We start from the raw sequence: 20363 nt of genomic DNA, 5'->3' as shown, positions 1-20363 counted from the left end.
TTGCGTTCTGCTTTTTTAGTTTTTAATATTTAAGGATAACAACTATTTGGTTGGCTCAGTCGGCGCGCTCACAAAATCAACCACGTTTAAATCAAAGCCCGATAGCGCATGAAACTTCATTGGCGAGGACAACAGTCGCATATTGCGAACCCCTAAATGTCGCAAAATCTGAGCGCCAACGCCAATGCTGCGGTATGGCTGCTGAGCCAACGTCGATTGCGATTGGTTGCCCGCCGCTTTATCTAAAGCATCCCCCAAATCGACTGGCTGATTGTTACCGATCCAAACCAAAACGCCTTGCTCACTTTGGCTGATTTCTTTGAGCGCAGCTTGAATGCTCCAGCTGCTTCGGCTTCCCAAATCACTTTTTGCCGCAAACAAATCGCGCAAGGGATGAAAGCCATGAACACGAACGGTGCTCACCCCTGAGCTGACATCGCCTTTAACCAATGCCAAATGCGTCTCATCCGCGCCAAATTCACGAAAGCGGTGTAGGGTAAACGTGCCATATTCGGTGTCAAAAGCTCGAACTTCGGTTTCTTCCACCGTTTGCTCATTGGCGATTCGGTAATTGATTAAATCGGCAATCGTCCCGATTTTGAGCCCATGCGCTTTGGCAAATACTTCTAAATCATCGCGGCGCGCCATCGTACCATCAGGATTTATGACCTCAACGATAACGGCGGCAGGCTCAAGCCCTGCAAGGCGTGCCAAATCGCAGCCCGCTTCGGTGTGACCTGCGCGATGAAGCACGCCGCCATTTTGCGCCATAATCGGGAAAATATGCCCCGGTTGAACGATATCTTCAGGTTTTGCGGCGGCGGCTACTGCTGCTTGAACGGTTCGGGCGCGATCTGGCGCCGAAATTCCGGTAGAAACGCCTTCGGCAGCTTCAATGGATAAGGTAAAATTGGTGCTAAATTTAGCTTCGTTGCGCTCACTCATCAGCGGCAAATTGAGCTGCTGACAACGCGCTTGCGACAGCGTTAAACACACCAAGCCGCGAGCGTGAGTGATCATAAAATTGATGTCTTCAGCGCGAACGTGGGTCGCCGCCATAATGATATCGCCTTCGTTTTCGCGGTCTTCATCGTCCATCAAGATGACCATTTTGCCATCGCGGATGTCATCGATGATTTCAGGGATGCTATTTAAGCTCATAAAAGCCTCAGAATTTAAATGAAATTTGCTAAATCGTTGCCGGTAACAGTGTAACAAAATTGCGATGAGAACCAAATCTCGTCAGCGCAATTTAAAAAATTAGTCGATAAAAAACAATTGCAATGCTCGGTTATTCATTAGAATGAATCGTTTATAGTTTAAATTATTTTAACAATAAAAAGGCAGAAAGTTCTGACTTTTGCGTTTTAACTTTTTAGTGTTTTTACCTTTTAGCCTATAAAATAAAGATCAGTTATTTTGCATTTGATCATTCAGCCAAGCCAAATACTGCTTGCTATGCTGCTCGCGCTGATTGTCCGCAAATTCATAAAATTTAACGCCGCGAAGCGATTCTGGCAGATAAGATTGCTTGGCAAAATGATTGGGATAATCATGCGGATAAATATAGCCTTTACCAAAGCCTTGGTTTTTCATAAGTTTGGTGACGCCATTGCGCAAATGCAGCGGAACGGGAGCGGCATCTTGTTCAGCAAGTTTCATTGCCGCGTTAATGGCTTTATAGGTGCTGTTACTTTTGGCGCTGGTCGCCAGATAAACCACTACTTGACCTAAAATAATTCGCGCCTCTGGCATACCAATCGCTTGAACGCTTCGAAGCGCCGCATCGGCTAATAACAGCGCGTTTGGATTGGCATTACCAATATCTTCGCTGGCTAAAATCACCAATCTTCGGGCGATAAATTCCGGCGGCTCACCAGCAACCAGCATCCGCGCCATCCAATACAGCGCCGCATCGGGGTCTGAGCCGCGAACCGATTTGATCATGGCTGAGATGATATCATAATGCTGATCGCCGTTTTTATCATAGCGCCGCAGCGCCGATTGAGCAACGCGGCTGACAGCAGTATCATCAATAACGATTGGCGCGTTTGGGTTGGCAGCTTGAACTGCCATCTCAAGTAAATTGAGCGCTTTTCTAGCATCACCATTTGCCAAATTGCTGATCGCGTCGTCAGCGGAGATGGTGATATCAAGCGCTTTTAACTCCGAATCGGTCGTCAAAGCGCGCGCCAACACGGCGTTAATTTGTGCCTCGCTCAACGGCTCAAGCTTATAAACTTGGCAGCGTGATAAGAGCGCATTATTGACGCTAAACGACGGGTTTTCAGTGGTTGCACCAATTAAAGTAATGTCGCCGGCTTCCACCGCGCCAAGCAGGGCATCTTGCTGAGCTTTATTAAAGCGGTGAATTTCATCAATAAATACCACGGGCGCGGTAAAGTCTAAACCGTCATTTTCAAGGACTTCACGAAGCTGTTTAACACCAGTATTGAGCGCCGACAACGCATGAAATGGTCGCCCAACGGCGTCAGCCAGCAGCATGGCAATGGTGGTTTTGCCAATGCCCGCTTCCCCATACAAAATGAGCGAGGGCAGATACTGGCGCTCAACCAAAGCCCGAAGCGGCGCACCATGAGCAAGCAAGTGCTCTTGACCGATGATCTCATCAAGGCTTTTGGGACGTAGCCTTTGCGCCAGCGGTGCTTTTGTGGAATGTTGATTTGCCATGTTGTCTTGACCTTTTTGCGGATCCTGCCCAAATCTTGCCTGATGGTACGGCTTTGGTTGATAGCGCTTTTAATTTGACCGCCAAGCCTTATAAATGTGAGCAAGCGCTTGAGACTTACTTGAGACTTAGCAGCGACCAACTTAAGCCATTATCAATGGGGGCTTATTGCCTCAACCTCAAGGGCATCACAGACAAGGTAAATAACCAAAAATGAGCTTTGATTATCTGCGCCGCTTTAAATTGCAACTGTGCTCGTTAACGCACCAAGCATTGTCGCGACCTTTAACCCTTGGTGAAAAAAAGCTTGCCGCCTTTGTGTTTGGTGACAGTATAAAATTAGAGGATATCCGCATCAAAACGGCATGGTGGGTGCTCAAAAATTATGCGGTCAGTCCCAATGGCAATATTTATTTTAATCCAAACGACTATTTGAGCGATTTTAGTAACGCAAGCCTCTCTCACCAAAGTTGGCTGATTCATGAATTAACCCACGTTTGGCAGTTGCAGCAGGGACTAAAAGTCGTTCGCGGCGCGCTCATCAACCGCCGTTATCAGTATGAGCTTATTCAAGGCAAACCATTTTTAAGCTACGGCATTGAGCAACAAGCGCGGATGGTTCAAGACTATTTTATCCGTAAAAAACGCGGTCAAGATTGCCAAGCGTTTATCAGCTGTATCCCATTTTTAACAAGCCCTGATGATTTAAGTATCAACAAATTAAATTAACTTATTAATAACTCATTTTTTAATACCATTATGATTGCAAAAAATTTTAGTGATTCAAAATCTTTACTTTTGGCAGCGTTCGTTACCTCAGCATTGTCGTTGAGCGCCTGTCAGCCTCAATCATCAACCGGTGATTCTGCTGACCCTACTGAAACGGTAACCCAAGCTGATTTGCCTGCCAAAAAAAGCGACTCTGCTAGCGCGCAAATCGCCAAATATCAGCCTATTTTTGTCACACAAATGCAAAACCTTCAGCGCCGATTGCAAGCAGAGTTTGAATCATTAGAAGCCGCTGATAGTGCCGATGATTTAGGGGGAGTAACGCCAACCGATACCAATACTGCTTTGGCAAACGCAAATCCTGATGACAAGGCAGCTTTAAACAGTGACAAAGCTGCTGACACAAAAGCTGTAGATGCGCGGGCAACTGAGGATCAAGCGTCAACTGAAACCAATATCAGTACCGAGGTCGGCGAGCGCGATTTAGAATTGCTAAAACGGGTGACGTTATCCCCAAAAGCGCCCAAACTGTTGCCAGAAGATGAGCTGATTTCGCGCTATCAAAGCGCCTTGAATGCGCTTTATGAGCCAGAATCCAAAGACTTAAGCGCCGAGCAGATCGACACGTTACTAAATATCGCCGCCACAATTCCTGAATTGTTTGACAATCTTGAAATTGCCGAGCGCTTAACCTTAAAAAGCCCAGCGCTTGGACGCTTGGTGGTTCAGTATCAAGTTTGGCAACAAATTGAATCTCAGCAAGCTGAGGATATTGAAACTATGAAAGCGGCGCAAAAAAAGGAATTTGACAACTTGGTCAGCAAATTTGATGAGACGATCAAAGGCTATGATGAGCAAATTGCGCAATATGAAAAAACCCTACAATCGCTTAAAAAGTGATGATGTCATATTTTTGGTTTGTGATTAGAGAAAAAAAATCCTGCGCTTTGGCAGGATTTTTTAGGGCATTATGGCTAAATAGTGGTGCTAAATAAAGCTTATTTGCGGTCTTCGATCGCCACAAAGTCACGCTCAGTTTCACCAGTGTAAAGCTGACGTGGACGACCGATTTTGAACGGTTCGCTGTGCATCTCAAGCCAGTGGCTGATCCAACCTGAAGTTCGCGCTAGTGAGAAAATCACGGTGAACATAGAGGTTGGGATACCGATCGCTTTTAAAATGATTCCTGAGTAAAAATCAACGTTCGGATACAAGTTACGATCAACGAAGTATGGGTCTTCAAGGGCGATTTGCTCAAGTTTCATGGCAAGCTCAAGCTTGGGATCGTTGATGCCAAGGGCAGCAAGCACTTCATCACAAGACTTTTTAAGCACTTGCGCGCGAGGGTCAAAGTTTTTATAAACGCGGTGACCAAATCCCATGAGCTTAACTTCGCGGCGTTTAACTTTTTCCATAAATTCAGGAACGTTTTCAACTGAGCCGATTTCATCAAGCATCTCAAGAACGGCTTCGTTAGCGCCGCCGTGAGAGGGTCCCCAAAGTGCAGCAATGCCCGCTGCGATACAAGCATAAGGGTTGGCGCCGGTTGATCCTGCCAAGCGAACGGTCGACGTTGACGCGTTTTGCTCGTGATCGGCGTGAAGGGTAAAGATTTTATCCATCGCATCGGCAAGGATCGGGTTGACTTTAAAGTTCACATCCGCAGGGGTTGCAAACATCATATATAAGAAGTTTTCTGCGTAGTTAAAGTCGTTTCGTGGGTACATGAACGGCTCGCCTTGCGAGTATTTATAGCTCATCGCAGCAAGGGTTGGCATTTTGGCAATCAAGCGGATCGCAGTGATTTCGCGGTGACGCTCATCGTTGACATCAAAGCCTTCATGGTAAAACGCAGATAATGCGCCTACAACACCAACCATAATCGCCATCGGATGCGCGTCGCGACGAAAGCCTTCAAAAAACTTACGTAATTGATCGTGAACGCCTGAATGCTTGCGAACTTTTTCATAAAAATCTGCTTTTTGCTCGCTGTTTGGCAGATCGCCATGAATCAGCGCATAAGCCACTTCTAAGTATTCCGCTTTTTCAGCAAGTTGGTCAATGGGATAGCCGCGATAAAGAAGCTCGCCTTTATTGCCATCGATAAACGTGATTTTTGACTCAACGGGGGCGGTGACTTTAAATCCTGGATCATATGACCAGTAGCCTGCCTCTTGCAGCGCATCAATATCGATCACAGGTCGCCCAAGCGTGCCCTCAATAATAGGAAGTGGGTAATCCTTACCATCTACAGTTAATGTGGCGTTCTTGTCAGCCATGATGTCCTCTCCATTGGTTTTTTGCTTGTTAGAGTAAAAGTATGAAAAACATTTACCACCGTTTTGATTAGTCAACCTTGCGATTCAAATCTTACCAAACTTAAAAAGGCGTTCCAAAAATCACAGAATTGTCACTAACGTTAAGCGTCAGGCTATCTTAACAGTAATCTATGCAGATTTGAAAAGAGTTTGTTGGACAATCACGGCAACAAGTGGTGATTTAAGGGCTGATTGGTGGGTAATTTTTGTATCAAAATATGTCTGCTCTTCTTTTTCGCGCTTCAGTCATACTTTTTAGCCGATCTAAGATTAGTTACTATTTTGATAAACGCCATCTCTTTTTACCTTATTTTATTATTATTTTCGTTTAAAAATAATGATCTTTAAGTGATAGAATATAGCGGTCAACGAAATGATAATTGAAATTTCATTTCGTAGCGTGATACCTAATTTTGCTTAAAAATGGCGTTATCTTTAAAAAAATGTGAATAATCTGATCTAAATTATTATTTTAGGGATAAATTTGTAATTGTTAGGCTGACATTTTATAATTGTTGCTAATGACTGCTGCAAAACTTGCTCAAAGTCGCTAGATAAATGATTCTTCAGCGCTCTTTTATCGAAATAATAAAGTAAGCTAATTTTTTATAAACAAAAGTTTATGAAATTTACTGGTTTATTAAAAAAATTACGATTGAGAAGCTGAAAGCAAACAGTAAAAATGATATTAATGATAACAGCCGTTTTTAAGGTTATATTTAAGTTAATCTTAATAAACAAAAAGGAATGGGTGAGCCTGATTTGCTAAATTACTATTAACATTTGATAAATTGCTCACAGCTTTATTCCTTATTAATCACTGTCATTATCTGGTGCTCGTATGAGCCATAAATTTGCAAGGTCAGCTAGCTCTTCCTGACTTAATTCGTCTTCGTTAGAACTCAGTGTATGGGGCAAATGGTAGCCCAATCATAAGTTACTAAAGAAGTATAACCACAAAAAAGGATGCCCGCTGTGAAAAGCAACCGACCGATAAATCTGCCATTGAGCCAAGTGATTAGCGTGAACGCAAAATCACCGATTGCGATTGCCTCCATCATGCATCGTATATCCGGCGTTATTTTATTTTTACTCATTCCTGTCATTCTGTGGTTATTGCAGACGTCCCTAGCTTCTCCTGAAAGCTTTGAGGTGGTATTTGATAATATTATCATCCGCTTTATCGCTTGGGTTTTTGTAGCTGCGACCGCATTTCACTTTGTGATGGGTGTTAAGCATTTGATTGCGGATATGGGGATGACTGAGGAGCTGAAATCTGGACGCACCGCCTCAGTGGTCAGCTTTGTCATTGCAGCGATTTTGATTGTCGCGTCATTTGTATGGGTGATGTTCTAATGATTAAAAACGATTCAAACGTTAAAAGCGCCACAGGGCTTACCGGTTCAGGATCGCGCGATTGGGTAGTTCAGCGTATCAGCGCGGTAGTTCTTGCGGTATATAGTGTGGTGCTTTTGGGATTTTTTCTCACCCATAGCAATGTTGATTTTGTTCAGTGGTCAGCGTTTATGACCAGCCTTCCGATGAAGCTGTTTAGCTTGGTGGCGATCATTGCGCTTGCAGGTCACGCTTGGGTTGGCATGTGGACGGTATTTACCGATTATATTACTTTAAATCAGGTCGGCTCAAAAGCGGCAGGAATTCGTCTGGTGCTTCAGTCGTTGATGATTATCGCCATTTTAGTGTATCTATTTTGGGGCATCATGATTTTTTGGGGTAACGGCTTTGGCGTCGTTGCTGTTTAACTGGTCAACGGACACCGAACACTCTTGTAATTAATTCTAAATCCTGAATTCACAAGCTTGACTAGGCATTAGGAATCATATAATGGCAACAAGACAAGATAATACCATCAGCAATATCAAAACCTTAACCTACGATGCGGTGATTGTCGGTGGCGGCGGCTCTGGAATGCGCGCCTCATTGCAATTGGCAGAAGCGGGGATGAAGGTTGCGGTATTGACCAAAGTATTCCCAACGCGATCGCATACCGTGGCAGCCCAAGGCGGCATTGGCGCAAGCCTTGGCAATATGAGCAATGACAACTGGCATTTCCACTTTTATGATACGGTAAAAGGTTCGGACTGGCTTGGCGATCAAGACGCGATTGAATATATGTGCCGTGAAGCGCCAAAAGTCGTTTACGAGCTTGAACATATGGGAATGCCGTTTGACCGTAACGAAGATGGCACCATTTATCAGCGCCCGTTTGGGGGTCATACTTCAAACTATGGTGAAAAAGCGGTTCAGCGCGCTTGTGCCGCCGCTGATAGAACAGGTCACGCGCTCCTGCATACCCTTTATCAAAAAAACCTTGAGCAAGGCACTGAGTTTTTTATCGAGTGGATTGCCCTTGATTTGATTAAAGATGAAGACGGCAACATCAACGGCGTGATTGCCATTGAGCAAGAAACCGGAACCGTTGCGGTATTTCAGTCACCCACGACCATTTTGGCAACGGGCGGCGCGGGACGTATTTTTGCCGCGTCAACCAATGCTTATATCAATACGGGCGATGGTATTGGCATGGCAGTTCGCGCAGGCATTCCACTGCAAGATATGGAGTTTTGGCAGTTTCACCCAACCGGCGTTGCTGGTGCGGGCGTATTGTTGACCGAAGGCTGCCGCGGTGAAGGCGCTATTCTTCGCAACAAAGATGGCGAGGCGTTCATGGAGCGTTACGCGCCAACGGTTAAAGACTTAGCGCCGCGTGACTTGGTATCACGATCGATGGACCAAGAGATCAAAGAAGGTCGCGGTTGTGGTCCTAAAGGTGAGTATATCGTGATGGACATGACCCATTTGGGCGTTGATACTATCATGAAGCGCTTGCCCTCGGTGTTTGAAATTGGCAAAAACTTCGCCAACGTTGACATCACCAAAGAGCCAATTCCGGTGATTCCAACCATTCATTATATGATGGGCGGCATCCCAACCAACATCCACGGTCAGGTGACCATTCCAGATTTGGAAGCGGGCGTCGATGACGAAGGGCTTTATGATAAAGGTCGCGTGGTTAAAGGGCTTTATGCCATTGGTGAGTGCGCTTGCGTAAGTGTTCACGGGGCTAACCGTTTGGGAACCAACTCTTTACTTGATTTGGTCGTCTTTGGTCGCGCCGCCGGAAAACATATCGTTGATGAGTACCATCAAACGGATCACACTTATAAGCCGCTTGATATTCATGTTCTTGATTTTACTGTCAGTCGCTTGAATAAACTTCAGCAATCGACCCAAGGCTATAACGCTCAAGAAGTGGCAGACGAAATCCGTGCCATTATGCAAAAACATGCCAGCGTATTTAGAACCCAAGAGCTGATGGACGAAGGGGTTGAGCGCATTTTAGCGCTTGAAGATAAAGTCAACAGCATCCATTTGGCGGACAAATCGCAAGTGTTTAACACCGCAAGGATTGAGGCGCTTGAAGTTGCCAACCTTTATGAAGTTGCCAAAGCCACCATGATTTCAGCGGCGCACCGCCATGAAAGCCGAGGCGCCCATAGCGTTCTTGACTATGACCGCCCTGAAGATGATGACTATGCGCCAAACGGTCGTAATGACCATGAATGGATGAAGCATACGCTTTGGTATTCTGAGGGCAACCGCATCATTTATAAGCCCGTTCGCAAAAGCCCATTGACCGTTGACTATATTGAGCCAAAAGTTCGCGTTTATTAATCGCGAATTTGCCCAAACGACGATTTTTATTCATTATTTAAGGTGATGGCAAGCAATCTTAACCATGCGACTTAACTTAAGAGACTGAGCTTAAGATTTGTGGAAGATTGCGCCTCACCAACGTGTGGAGTTTAGCATCATGAGCCGAGGTACTCGCACCATTGAAATTTACCGCTACGATCCGGACAAGGATTCAGCGCCTTACATGCAGTCTTATACGGTTGAACTGTTAGAGTCTGACCGCATGCTGCTTGATGTGTTACTACGATTAAAAAAAGAAGATGAAAGCCTCACCTTTCGCCGCTCTTGCCGAGAAGGCATTTGTGGCTCAGATGGCATGAACATCAATGGCAAAAATGGTTTGGCATGTTTGATTAACATGAATACCTTGCCTGAAAAAGTCACCATCCGACCGTTGCCAGGGCTTCCTGTGGTTCGCGATTTGGTGGTAGATATGAACCAGTTTTATGAGCAGTATGAAAAGGTTCATCCTTATTTAATCAATGATCAACCAGCGCCGCCGACTGAGCGATTGCAATCTCCTGAGCAGCGTGAAAAGTTAAATGGGCTTTATGAGTGTATTTTATGCGCTTGCTGTTCAACCAGCTGCCCCTCATTTTGGTGGAACCCTGATAAGTTTTTGGGACCCTCAGCGCTGCTTCATGCTTATCGCTTTGTTGCCGATAGCCGTGATAACGACACCCAAGCACGTCTTTCTCGCCTTGATGACCCGTTTAGCCTATTTCGCTGCCGCGGAATCATGAACTGTGTTTCTGTTTGCCCTAAAGGCTTAAATCCAACCCAAGCCATCGGTCACTTACGCAATATGTTGATTGATTTGGCAGGTTAAAAATCTTTTCATATTAAAGTTAATAAAATCGTCTCCTTATCGAGGCGATTTTTTTATGAAAATGGAAAAATTTTTGGCTTTTTTTGCGCAAATCAAAAGTTCTTTATAAAAAAAGCGCGATGAGCCGTGTTATAATATTGCGGGGTTTATAAAAGCGCTTTAGGCGATTAGCTGCGAACTTTGAAATCAAAAAAGATAAGCCAATTAAGCTCATTGATTTATTGAAACAATAATTAATGAGATTTTTGCTTAAAAATCTTATTTTAGCGGTAATTATCGGGATTATTTTGCCCGTATCTTACAAAGCTTAAAGGATTGGTATCTTCTGGTTGAATTTAAAGATGAGCTGGCTGATAATACCGTGGCTAACTTTTATTATCAAAGGTGATGATTTTGATAATGAGTATTTATTACATAAATACCTAGTATTGAACAAACAAACTATGTCAAGAAATTCAACCGTGATACCCTAGTTAGCAATGTACGTTTGGCATAAAAAACCGCATTTTTCGTCAGGGAATGACCTTTGAGGCTTTAAAAGTGGCATCGTAAAAGCTCGCTTTTTTTATGGCACAAAGTAAAAGACATCACTATTGGCAGGCTTGGTCAATAGATTGCTCGATGGATTGCCTTTAATTTAGGCAGCACACTTGCGATCTGTTTTAGGGTTGCCAAATTAGCCACGCCTTTTTGTCCTCATCATTCCGATTATCACTGATGCCGCCGCCAATCTTACTCTTGATCATAACAACGACCAACTCCATTCATTTATCTATCAAATAGACGGTTATTATGAATAGTATAACTAAAGATCCAGCCGCAGCGACTGAGCTTGCTGGTGATAACGCCCTATATATTGAGTCCCTTTACGAGCAGTTTTTAAGCGATCCGGATAGCGTCGATGCAGATTGGCAAGCGTACTTTAAGCAGTATCAGTCGCCAAATGATGCACCGCACAATGCCATTAAAGATCAGTTCTTATTATTGGCGCGCAATCAAACTGCCAATAAGCGCGTAGATGGTGAGATCACCTCAAGCGCAAACTGCGCTGATCCTAAGCAAATGGCAGTTCAGCAATTGATTTCGGCGTATCGTCGCCGTGGTCATCGCCGCGCCAATCTTGATCCTTTAGAGCTGCACCCTCGCGCTGAAGTTGAAGATTTAACGCTGGCTTATCATGGCTTATCTGAAGCAGATTTAGATACCGTTTATCCAACTAGCGATCTGAATATTGGTAAATCAGAAGCCACGCTTCGCGAAATTATCGAGATCATGGAGCGGGTATATTGCCGTTATATCGGCGTTGAATACATGCACGTGACCACCAGCACTGAAAAGCGTTGGATGGAAAAATACCTTGAGTCAAACCTTGGTTATATCGAATTTGATAAAGAAAAGCGCTTATCGATCCTTGAGCGCCTGACCGCCGCTGAAGGTCTTGAAAAATACTTGGCGCGAAAATATACTGGCGTTAAGCGTTTTGGTCTTGAGGGCGGCGAAAGCTTTATTCCAATGGTCAACGAGATCATTCAGCGCGCAGGCGGCTACGGCACCAAAGAGATGCTTATCGGCATGGCTCACCGTGGTCGTTTAAACCTATTAGTGAACATTTTAGGTAAAAACCCTGCCGATTTGTTTGATGAGTTTGATGGTAAAGTTCAGCCAGAACGAGGCTCAGGCGACGTTAAATACCACAACGGTTATTCATCAAACGTCATGACTCCAGGCGGCGAGGCTCACTTAGCGCTAGCTTTTAACCCATCGCATCTTGAGATCGTCTCACCCGTACTTGAAGGCTCAGTCCGTGCGCGTCAAGTTCGCCGCAATGATACGACGGGTAATTTAGTTTTGCCAATCGTTGTTCACGGTGATGCTGCTTTTGCAGGTCAAGGCGTGGTTCAAGAAACGTTCCAGATGTCGCAAACGCGCGCCTACACCACAGGCGGCTCGATTCATATCGTCATTAACAACCAAGTTGGCTTTACCACCAGCCGCCAAGAAGATGCTCGCTCAACCGAGTATTGTACTGACGTTGCCAAAATGGTTCACGCGCCAATCTTGCACGTGAATGGTGATGATCCTGAATCAGTTATTTTCGCCTCTCAGCTTGCCCTTGATTACCGTCATGAATTTGGCAAAGACATCATCATCGATCTGTTCTGCTACCGCCGTAATGGTCACAACGAAGCCGATGAGCCGTCAGCCACTCAGCCGCTTATGTATGCGGTCATCAAAAAACTGCCCACCACACGAACCATTTATGTAAAAAAATTGGTTGATGCTGGCGTGATCAGTAATGATGAGGCCACCAAACTTGAAGATGAATACCGTGAATCTTTAGATCGCGGTGAATATGTGGTCAACTCTTTAGTGCTTGAGCCAAACACGGACCTGTTCGTTGATTGGACGCCATATTTAGGTCATGATCTTGAAGATGACTGGGATACCAGCATCGATATCGAAAAGCTAAAAGCTTATGGCAAAAAAATGGCAGAACTCCCTGAAGGCTTTAAGCTTCAGCGCCAAGTTCAAAAAGTGGTTGAGCAGCGTCTTGCCATGCAAACGGGCGAAGAGCCTTTAAACTGGGGCGCTGCTGAAACGCTAGCTTATGCCACCTTAGTTGAAGACGATATTTTAGTTCGTATCACCGGTGAAGACGTTGGTCGTGGAACGTTCTCGCATCGCCATAGCGAATTGTTTAATATCAATGATGGCAGCATGTATGTGCCATTAGCCCATATGAGCGAAAACCAAGCGCGCTTTGCCACTTACAACTCTTTGCTTTCAGAAGAGGCAGTGCTTGCGTTTGAATATGGTTATGCGACCACCGTTCCTAATGCTTTGATCATTTGGGAAGCTCAATTTGGTGACTTCGTTAACGGCGCTCAAGTGGTGATCGATCAGTTTATCTCAAGCGGCGAGACCAAATGGCAACGCGTTTGTGGTTTGACGATGCTTTTACCGCACGGCTTTGAAGGTCAAGGTCCTGAGCACTCTTCAGCTCGTCTTGAGCGCTTCTTGCAGCTTTGTGCTGAAGATAACATGCAGGTCATCACCCCAACAACACCTGCTCAAATCTTCCATGCGTTACGTCGTCAAGCCATCCGACCAATCCGTAAGCCTTTGATTGTCATGTCACCAAAGAGCTTGCTGCGTCATAAGCTTGCAACTTCGACACTTGAAGAGCTTGCTAATGGTAAGTTTGAAACGGTATTGCCAGAGATTGATACTTTAGATAACAGCAAAGTAACGCGTTTGGTGCTTTGTGGCGGTAAAGTATATTACGATTTGCTTGAGCAGCGCCGTGCTTTAGGTCTTGATCATGTGGCGATTGTTCGTATTGAGCAGCTCTACCCATTGCCAGAAGAGCGCCTCAATCAAGAGATCAGCAAATACGAAAACTTAGCTGAGATCGTTTGGACGCAAGAAGAGCCATTAAATCAAGGCGCTTGGTATTACTTAGCTCCTGATATGTTCCGCATTGTGATCCCGCATCCAACCAAAGCTCGTTTGCTTGATCCTGTCGCGCGTCCTGCCAGTGCCGCTCCTGCAACTGGATCATCAAAGCTTCACATTCAGCAGCAGCAAGCGCTTGTTGCCGGTGGTCTTGGTATTTCTGTGGACGACTTAGCAAAATAAGCAGTAGCAATTTAATAAACTCTGACCGCTTTACCATCAAACGATTACTTTTGGCAGGACTTCTGTCAAAGATGTTAAAGCGGTTTTAAAATTTCATAAATATCGTTCAATTTATCTCTAAGGAGTATATCGATGGCTGAAATTAAAGCCCCCGTTTTTCCAGAATCTGTTGCTGATGGTACCATCGTTGAGTGGCACGTGAGCGAAGGTCAACAAGTTAATCGTGATGATTTACTTGCCGAAATCGAAACCGACAAAGTGGTTTTAGAAGTTGTTGCTCCTGACAATGGCGTTGTTACTAAAATCGTAAAACACGTTGATGACACTGTATTATCAGACGAATTAATCGCTGAATTTGAAGCGGGTGCAACGGCAAGCGCCAGCGCTTCTGCTGCCGATTCAAGCGAAGCGCCTGCTGAAAAAGCGCCCGAGCAAGCCGGTTACGGCGATTTGCCAAACCGTCCAGCAGCGCCTCATGTTGAAGAAAAAGACCACAAAGATCAAAGCCCAGCGGTCAGAAAAGCAGCTAAAGAGTCTGGCGTTGATCCAAGCAATGTTGAAGGTTCAGGTCGCGGCGGCCGCGTTACCAAATCTGACATGGCAAACCCAACGCTAAAAGCTGACAGCAGCATCACAACTGACAGTGGTCGCCCTGTAGCAGAAGCCACTGGCGAGCGTAGCGAAAAACGCGTTCCAATGACCCGCCTTCGTAAGCGTGTTGCTGAGCGTTTATTGTCAGCCTCACAAGATACTGCCATGCTCACCACGTTTAACGAAGTGAACATGAAGCCATTGATGGACCTTCGCGCCAAATACAAAGACCGCTTTGAAAAGCGTCATGGCGTTCGTCTTGGCTTTATGTCTTTATTCGTAAAAGCCGCCACCGAAGCCCTTAAACGCTTCCCTGCAGTAAACGCTTCACTTGATGGTGATGACATCGTTTATCACGGCTACTATGATATCGGCGTTGCCGTATCTTCTGATCGTGGTCTTGTCGTGCCAATCCTTCGCGATACCGATCGCATGACCATGGCTGACGTTGAAGGCACGATTCGTCAGTTTGGCAAGCGCGCTCAAGAAGGCAAGCTTGGCATTGAAGATATGACAGGCGGCACGTTCACCATTTCAAATGGCGGCGTATTTGGCTCGCTTATGTCAACGCCGATTTTGAACCCACCTCAAACTGCGATTCTTGGTATGCACGCAATCAACGAGCGTCCAATGGCAGTTGACGGTAAAGTTGAAATCTTACCAATGATGTACCTAGCGCTATCTTATGACCACCGAATGATCGATGGTAAAGAAGCCGTTCAGTTCTTGGTCACCATCAAAGAGCTTATCGAAGACCCAGCAATGCTGTTATTGGATCTATAATTTTAAAAAGCTTGCATCAATATCCACTGATGCAAGCTTTTTAGCAACTTAGTCGCTTAAGCGGTAAGGTTGCTGATCATTACTTTAGTAATGATTGTTTAAAAAATAATTGAACATTGAACCACGGAAGACGATTATGAAAGACAATTACGATCTCGTCGTTATTGGCGGCGGTCCTGGTGGCTATGAGGCAGCCATTCGCGGCGCTCAGCTTGGCATGAGCGTGGCTTGTATTGAAAAGCGCACTTATAAAGGTGAACCGGCGCTTGGCGGCACGTGCTTAAACGTCGGCTGTATCCCATCAAAAGCCTTGCTTGACAGCTCACACCGCTTTGAAGCTACCAAGCACGAGCTTGGCGAGCACGGCATTAGCACCGGGGATGTGAGCATCGACATCAATCAGATGATCGAGCGTAAAGAAGGTATCGTCAAGCAGTTAACCGGTGGCGTTGCAGCACTATTAAAAGGCAATGGCGTTGACTGGCTTCAAGGCTGGGGAACGCTTGTTGATGGTAAAGGCGCTGACAAACAAATCAAATTTACTGCTCTAAGTGATGACAGCGAAACTACCATCACTGCTAAAAATGTGATTTTAGCGTCAGGATCAATCCCTGTTGAGATCCCTGTGGCGAGAACGGATGGCGAGCGTATCGTTGATTCAACAGGCGCCCTTGATTTCACTGAAGTTCCTAAGCGCTTAGGCGTGATTGGTGCCGGCGTTATTGGTCTTGAGCTTGGTTCAGTTTGGCGTCGCCTTGGTAGCGAAGTGATCGTTTATGAAGCGCTTCCAAGCTTTTTAGCGGCAGCTGACAAAGACATTTCAAAAGAAGCGGCTAAACTACTTAAAAAGCAAGGTCTTGACATTCGTGTTGATACCAAAGTGGTTAAAGCGGAAGTTCAAGGTGATGAAGTTGTGGTCACCAGCGAAAACAAAGGCGAAACAAGCGAGGAGCGCTTTGATAAGCTGATCGTTTGTGTGGGTCGCCGAGCTTATGCTGAAAAACTTCTTGGTGAAGACAGCGGCATTAACTTAACTGAACGCGGCTTGGTTGACGTTGATGACCAATGCAAAACCAACCTTGATGGCGTTTATGCCATTGGTGACTTGGTTCGCGGTCCAATGCTTGCTCACAAAGCCATGGAAGAAGGCATGATGGCGGTTGAGCGCATTCATGGCGAAAAAGCGCAAGTGAACTATGACACGATCATTAACGTCATTTACACGCATCCAGAAATTGCTTGGGTAGGCTTAACCGAACAAGCGGCTACTGAAGCAGGTTATGAAGTTAAAACCGGCTCGTTTAGCCTAGCCGCTAACGGTCGCGCTTTGGCTCAAAGTGAAGCTCAAGGCACCATCAAAGTGGTTGCTGATGCCAAAACTGATCGCTTACTTGGCATGCATGCCATTTCTGTTGGCGCAGGCGACATCGTTCATCAAGGTATGATTGCGATGGAATTTGTTTCAAGCATCGAAGATCTGCAATTAATGACGTTTGCTCACCCAACCGTTTCAGAAGCCGTTCACGAAGCTGCCCTTTCAGCCGATGGTCGTGCCATTCACGCCATTCAGCGTAAACGCCGTAAATAAATCAATGGTTTTAAATTGATGATGGCGCTTTTGGTTGTAGTTTGACCAAAAGCGCTCCTCAAAAGCTTGCGATTGATTCACGCAAGCTTAGCATTTACTTTTATCAAAAAATAAAGGATACAATCAATGAATTTACATGAGTATCAAGCAAAAGAGCTATTAAAAGGCTACGGATTGCCAGTTCAAGAAGGCATCATCGCTCATAATGGCGAAGAAGCTGCTGAAGCTTTTGACAAAACCCCAACCGATATCGCAGTTATCAAAGCTCAGGTTCACGCTGGTGGTCGCGGTAAAGCAGGCGGCGTAAAACTTGTTAAATCACGCGAAGAAGCCAAGCAAGTTGCTGAAGAATTAATCGGTAAAAACTTGGTTACTTACCAAACTGATGCTGCAGGACAACCGGTAAACTTCGTTCTTGTTGCCGAAGACATGTATCCTGTAAAAACTGAACTTTATCTTGGCGCCGTTGTTGACCGTTCATCACGCCGAATCACTTTCATGGCATCGACTGAAGGCGGTGTTGAGATTGAAAAAGTTGCTGAAGAAACGCCTGAAAAAATCTTCAAAGTAAACGTTGATCCATTAGTAGGATTAATGCCTTACCAAGCTCGTGAAGTGGCTTTCAAACTTGGTCTAGAAGGCAAACAAATCAACCAGTTCGTAAAATTAATGACTGGCGCTTATCAAGCGTTTGTTGACAACGACTTTGCCCTATTTGAAATCAACCCACTTGCCGTTCGCGAAAATGGCGAAATCGTTTGTGTTGACGGCAAAATCGGTATCGACTCAAACGCCCTTTATCGCTTGCCAAAAGTTGAAGCGCTTCGCGACAAGTCTCAAGAAAATGAGCGCGAGCTAAAAGCTTCTGAATTTGATCTTAACTACGTTGCTTTAGAAGGTAACATCGGCTGTATGGTGAACGGTGCCGGTCTTGCCATGGCAACCATGGACATCATCAAGCTTTACGGCGGCAAACCAGCTAACTTCCTTGACGTTGGCGGCGGCGCAACCAAAGAGCGCGTGGTTGAAGCGTTCAAAATCATCCTTGAGGACAGCAGCGTTGAAGGCGTGTTGATCAACATCTTTGGCGGTATCGTTCGCTGTGACATGATTGCTGAAGCGATCATCGAAGCGGTGAAAGAAGTGAACGTTCAAGTTCCTGTGGTTGTTCGCTTAGAAGGCAACAACGCTGAAAAAGGCGCCAAATTGCTTGAAGAGTCAGGATTGAAACTGATTTCAGCCCAAGGTCTATCAGACGCGGCGCAAAAAATCGTTGACGCTGTTAAAAAAGCATAAGCCTCTTATTATAAAGTTGGCAGCTTAAATCTTTTATTGATATTCAATAAACCAATAAGCTGTCCGCTTTAGTAGACAACAGATTAAGGAAAACATAATGAGTGTATTAATTGATAAAGACACCAAAGTATTGGTTCAAGGTTTTACTGGTAAAAACGGCACGTTCCACTCAGAACAAGCCATTGAATACGGCACCAAAGTGGTTGGCGGCGTAACCCCAGGAAAAGGCGGTCAAACGCATCTTGGCTTGCCAGTTTTTGATACCATGAAAGAAGCCATGGAAGCGACTCACGCTGACGCTTCTGTCATCTACGTTCCAGCACCTTTTGTTCTTGATTCAATCATCGAAGCGGTTGATGCGGGCGTTAAATTGATCGTAGTGATCACTGAAGGCGTTCCAACGATTGATATGCTAAAAGCTAAGCGTTACATCGAAGAAGCGGGCGACGTGAAAATGGTTGGTCCAAACTGCCCAGGCGTGATCACACCAGGCGAATGCAAAATCGGTATCATGCCAGGTCACATCCATTTGCCAGGAAAAGTGGGCATCATCTCACGCTCTGGTACTTTAACTTATGAAGCTGTTGCTCAAACCACCAAGCTTGGCTTTGGTCAGTCCACTTGTATCGGTATTGGTGGTGACCCAATTCCTGGTATGAACCAAATTGATGCGCTTAAACTGTTCCAAGACGATCCACAAACTGAAGCGATCATCTTGATCGGTGAAATCGGTGGTACTGCTGAAGAAGAAGCGGCAGCTTACATCAAAGAAAACGTTACCAAGCCAGTTGTAGGTTACATTGCAGGCGTAACTGCTCCTGCAGGAAAACGTATGGGTCACGCTGGCGCGATCATCTCTGGTGGTCAAGGTACTGCTGAAGATAAGTTTAAAGCCTTTGAAGATGCTGGTATCGCTTATACTCGCGATCCATCAAAAATTGGCGAAAAACTTAAAGAAGTGACTGGCTGGGAATAATTTCCTTGCAAAGATAGGAGTTGAGTATTAACTTACAAGCAAACTATTGTTTTTAATATCATCTTGCTATCGATAAAAGACACCTCTACAATAGGGGTGTCTTTTTTTATGATAATGATAACAACCATGACCAAAAATTCAGAATTATCCCAAAAGGTTCTTGTTACTGGCGGCGCCGGCTATATTGGCTCGCATACTTGTATTGCTCTGCATCAATCAGGATACGAAGTCGTTATTTATGATAACCTCTCAAACAGCCAAAGCGAAGCTGTTGACCGGGTTTCAAAATTAATCGACCATCCTATTACCTTTATCAAAGGTGATATTCGAGATGAGGTGGCATTAAAACAGGTTTTTGGCGATCACGAATTTAGTGCGGTGATCCATTTTGCCGGATTAAAGGCAGTTGGCGAATCGGTTGCCAAACCACTTAAATACTACGACAATAACGTCGCCGGAACCGTGACTTTATTAAAAGTCATGAATGAATTTAACATTAAAAACCTCGTGTTTTCTTCTTCGGCTACCGTTTATGGCGATCCAAAAACACTGCCTATCGATGAAACCGCCCCGCGATCATGCACCAATCCATATGGTCAAAGTAAGCTTATGATTGAACATATTTTGGAAGATTTAACCGTTTCAGACGAAACTTGGAATCTAATTTCTTTGCGCTACTTTAATCCGGTAGGCGCGCATCGCTCAGGGCAAATTGGCGAAGACCCCAATGACATTCCCAATAATCTGATGCCGTTTATCTCGCAAGTGGCGGTTGGTAAGTTACCGAGGCTGAGTATTTTTGGCGGCGATTATGAGACCATCGATGGTACAGGGGTTCGCGATTTTATTCATGTGACCGATCTTGCTGAAGGTCATGTGGCAGCGCTGAATTATTTAAATAAGCAAACCTCATCTATCGGTTTTGTTCCTATAAATCTTGGTACAGGAAAAGGGACGTCGGTATTGGAACTGGTCGCTGCCTTTGCCAAAACGACCGGAAAAGATATTCCATATACTATGGCGGATAGACGCCCTGGCGACATTGCAAGCTGCTTTGCAAGTTGTGAGAAAGCTCAAGATTTGCTTAGCTGGCAAGCCCATCTCGACATTGAGCAAATGTGCTCGGATGCTTGGCGTTGGCAAAAGGGCAACCCGCAAGGCTATCGCTCTAAATAAAATGTTAATTTTTAAACCATCACGAACTTTTG

The 20363-nt window shown here is 45.1% G+C and carries 15 protein-coding genes; 12 read left to right on the top strand and 3 right to left on the bottom strand.

Translation table 11 applies throughout. From position 1 onward, the window contains the following. Positions 1 to 42: 42 nt before the first annotated feature. Positions 43 to 1161, bottom strand: coding sequence for a bifunctional 3,4-dihydroxy-2-butanone-4-phosphate synthase/GTP cyclohydrolase II (gene ribBA, locus HF322_RS06820; RefSeq protein WP_169392664.1), 1119 nt, complete (start codon positions 1159 to 1161; stop codon positions 43 to 45). A 249-nt stretch (positions 1162 to 1410) separates the two neighbouring features. Next, positions 1411 to 2691, bottom strand: a complete 1281-nt coding sequence (locus HF322_RS06815; RefSeq protein WP_169392663.1) for a replication-associated recombination protein A — start codon at positions 2689 to 2691, stop codon at positions 1411 to 1413. Between the two features lie 211 nt (positions 2692 to 2902). Here HF322_RS06815 and HF322_RS06810 point away from each other — a divergent pair, with 211 nt between their 5' ends. Both HF322_RS06810 and HF322_RS06805 read left to right on the top strand, forming a co-directional pair. Next, a complete protein-coding gene (locus HF322_RS06810; protein ID WP_169392662.1) occupies positions 2903 to 3418 on the top strand; it encodes a type IV secretion protein Rhs in 516 nt (171 codons plus the stop codon). Positions 3419 to 3448: 30 nt separating this feature from the next. Continuing rightward, positions 3449 to 4318, top strand: coding sequence for a hypothetical protein (locus tag HF322_RS06805; RefSeq protein ID WP_169392661.1), 870 nt, complete (start codon positions 3449 to 3451; stop codon positions 4316 to 4318). 98 nt (positions 4319 to 4416) lie between these two features. On the opposite strand, the gene gltA is transcribed toward HF322_RS06805, so the two are convergent. After that, entirely contained in the window at positions 4417 to 5697 is a 1281-nt protein-coding gene (gene gltA / locus HF322_RS06800) for a citrate synthase (RefSeq protein ID WP_169392660.1), read from the bottom strand. 1005 nt (positions 5698 to 6702) lie between these two features. Here gltA and sdhC point away from each other — a divergent pair. The 10 genes from sdhC (at position 6703) to galE (ending at position 20331) form a co-directional block, all read left to right on the top strand. Then, on the top strand, positions 6703 to 7092 hold the full coding sequence (gene sdhC, locus HF322_RS06795; protein WP_169392659.1) for a succinate dehydrogenase, cytochrome b556 subunit: 390 nt from the start codon (positions 6703 to 6705) through the stop codon (positions 7090 to 7092). 2 nt (positions 7093 to 7094) lie between these two features. Further along, entirely contained in the window at positions 7095 to 7499 is a 405-nt protein-coding gene (sdhD, locus tag HF322_RS06790; RefSeq protein ID WP_169392803.1) for a succinate dehydrogenase, hydrophobic membrane anchor protein, read from the top strand. 82 nt (positions 7500 to 7581) lie between these two features. Further along, the gene (gene sdhA, locus HF322_RS06785; RefSeq protein WP_169392658.1) at positions 7582 to 9432 is read left to right on the top strand and encodes a succinate dehydrogenase flavoprotein subunit; all 1851 of its coding nucleotides are present in this window, start codon (positions 7582 to 7584) and stop codon (positions 9430 to 9432) included. Between the two features lie 139 nt (positions 9433 to 9571). Continuing rightward, positions 9572 to 10282 carry a succinate dehydrogenase iron-sulfur subunit gene (locus HF322_RS06780; protein ID WP_169392657.1) on the top strand — a complete coding sequence of 237 codons (711 nt, stop codon included), beginning with the start codon at positions 9572 to 9574 and terminating at the stop codon, positions 10280 to 10282. Positions 10283 to 11074: 792 nt separating this feature from the next. Continuing rightward, the gene (locus tag HF322_RS06775) at positions 11075 to 13921 is read left to right on the top strand and encodes a 2-oxoglutarate dehydrogenase E1 component (RefSeq protein WP_169392656.1); all 2847 of its coding nucleotides are present in this window, start codon (positions 11075 to 11077) and stop codon (positions 13919 to 13921) included. Positions 13922 to 14053: 132 nt separating this feature from the next. Next, positions 14054 to 15295, top strand: a complete 1242-nt coding sequence (odhB, locus tag HF322_RS06770) for a 2-oxoglutarate dehydrogenase complex dihydrolipoyllysine-residue succinyltransferase (RefSeq protein WP_169392655.1) — start codon at positions 14054 to 14056, stop codon at positions 15293 to 15295. A 136-nt stretch (positions 15296 to 15431) separates the two neighbouring features. Beyond that, positions 15432 to 16883 carry a dihydrolipoyl dehydrogenase gene (gene lpdA, locus HF322_RS06765; protein WP_169392654.1) on the top strand — a complete coding sequence of 484 codons (1452 nt, stop codon included), beginning with the start codon at positions 15432 to 15434 and terminating at the stop codon, positions 16881 to 16883. A 126-nt stretch (positions 16884 to 17009) separates the two neighbouring features. Next, positions 17010 to 18179 carry an ADP-forming succinate--CoA ligase subunit beta gene (sucC, locus tag HF322_RS06760; protein WP_169392653.1) on the top strand — a complete coding sequence of 390 codons (1170 nt, stop codon included), beginning with the start codon at positions 17010 to 17012 and terminating at the stop codon, positions 18177 to 18179. Between the two features lie 97 nt (positions 18180 to 18276). After that, positions 18277 to 19155: a succinate--CoA ligase subunit alpha gene (gene sucD, locus HF322_RS06755; RefSeq protein WP_169392652.1), complete on the top strand. Its 879-nt coding sequence runs from the start codon at positions 18277 to 18279 to the stop codon at positions 19153 to 19155. Positions 19156 to 19281: 126 nt separating this feature from the next. Next, complete coding sequence (gene galE, locus HF322_RS06750) at positions 19282 to 20331, top strand: UDP-glucose 4-epimerase GalE (RefSeq protein ID WP_188211235.1); 1050 nt, start codon at positions 19282 to 19284, stop codon at positions 20329 to 20331. Positions 20332 to 20363: the final 32 nt, after the last annotated feature.

The organism is Psychrobacter sp. MF31 (genome assembly GCF_012847335.1).
Lineage (GTDB): Bacteria > Pseudomonadota > Gammaproteobacteria > Pseudomonadales > Moraxellaceae > Psychrobacter.
This window is presented reverse-complemented; position numbering and strand designations above follow the sequence as displayed.

Coding starts and splice junctions, on each gene's coding strand:
- ribBA (WP_169392664.1), bottom strand. CDS start 1,161: ATGAGCTTAAATAGCATCCCTGAAATCATCGATGACATCCGCGATGGC.
- HF322_RS06815 (WP_169392663.1), bottom strand. CDS start 2,691: ATGGCAAATCAACATTCCACAAAAGCACCGCTGGCGCAAAGGCTACGT.
- HF322_RS06810 (WP_169392662.1), top strand. CDS start 2,903: ATGAGCTTTGATTATCTGCGCCGCTTTAAATTGCAACTGTGCTCGTTA.
- HF322_RS06805 (WP_169392661.1), top strand. CDS start 3,449: ATGATTGCAAAAAATTTTAGTGATTCAAAATCTTTACTTTTGGCAGCG.
- gltA (WP_169392660.1), bottom strand. CDS start 5,697: ATGGCTGACAAGAACGCCACATTAACTGTAGATGGTAAGGATTACCCA.
- sdhC (WP_169392659.1), top strand. CDS start 6,703: ATGCCCGCTGTGAAAAGCAACCGACCGATAAATCTGCCATTGAGCCAA.
- sdhA (WP_169392658.1), top strand. CDS start 7,582: ATGGCAACAAGACAAGATAATACCATCAGCAATATCAAAACCTTAACC.
- HF322_RS06780 (WP_169392657.1), top strand. CDS start 9,572: ATGAGCCGAGGTACTCGCACCATTGAAATTTACCGCTACGATCCGGAC.
- HF322_RS06775 (WP_169392656.1), top strand. CDS start 11,075: ATGAATAGTATAACTAAAGATCCAGCCGCAGCGACTGAGCTTGCTGGT.
- odhB (WP_169392655.1), top strand. CDS start 14,054: ATGGCTGAAATTAAAGCCCCCGTTTTTCCAGAATCTGTTGCTGATGGT.
- lpdA (WP_169392654.1), top strand. CDS start 15,432: ATGAAAGACAATTACGATCTCGTCGTTATTGGCGGCGGTCCTGGTGGC.
- sucC (WP_169392653.1), top strand. CDS start 17,010: ATGAATTTACATGAGTATCAAGCAAAAGAGCTATTAAAAGGCTACGGA.
- sucD (WP_169392652.1), top strand. CDS start 18,277: ATGAGTGTATTAATTGATAAAGACACCAAAGTATTGGTTCAAGGTTTT.
- galE (WP_188211235.1), top strand. CDS start 19,282: ATGACCAAAAATTCAGAATTATCCCAAAAGGTTCTTGTTACTGGCGGC.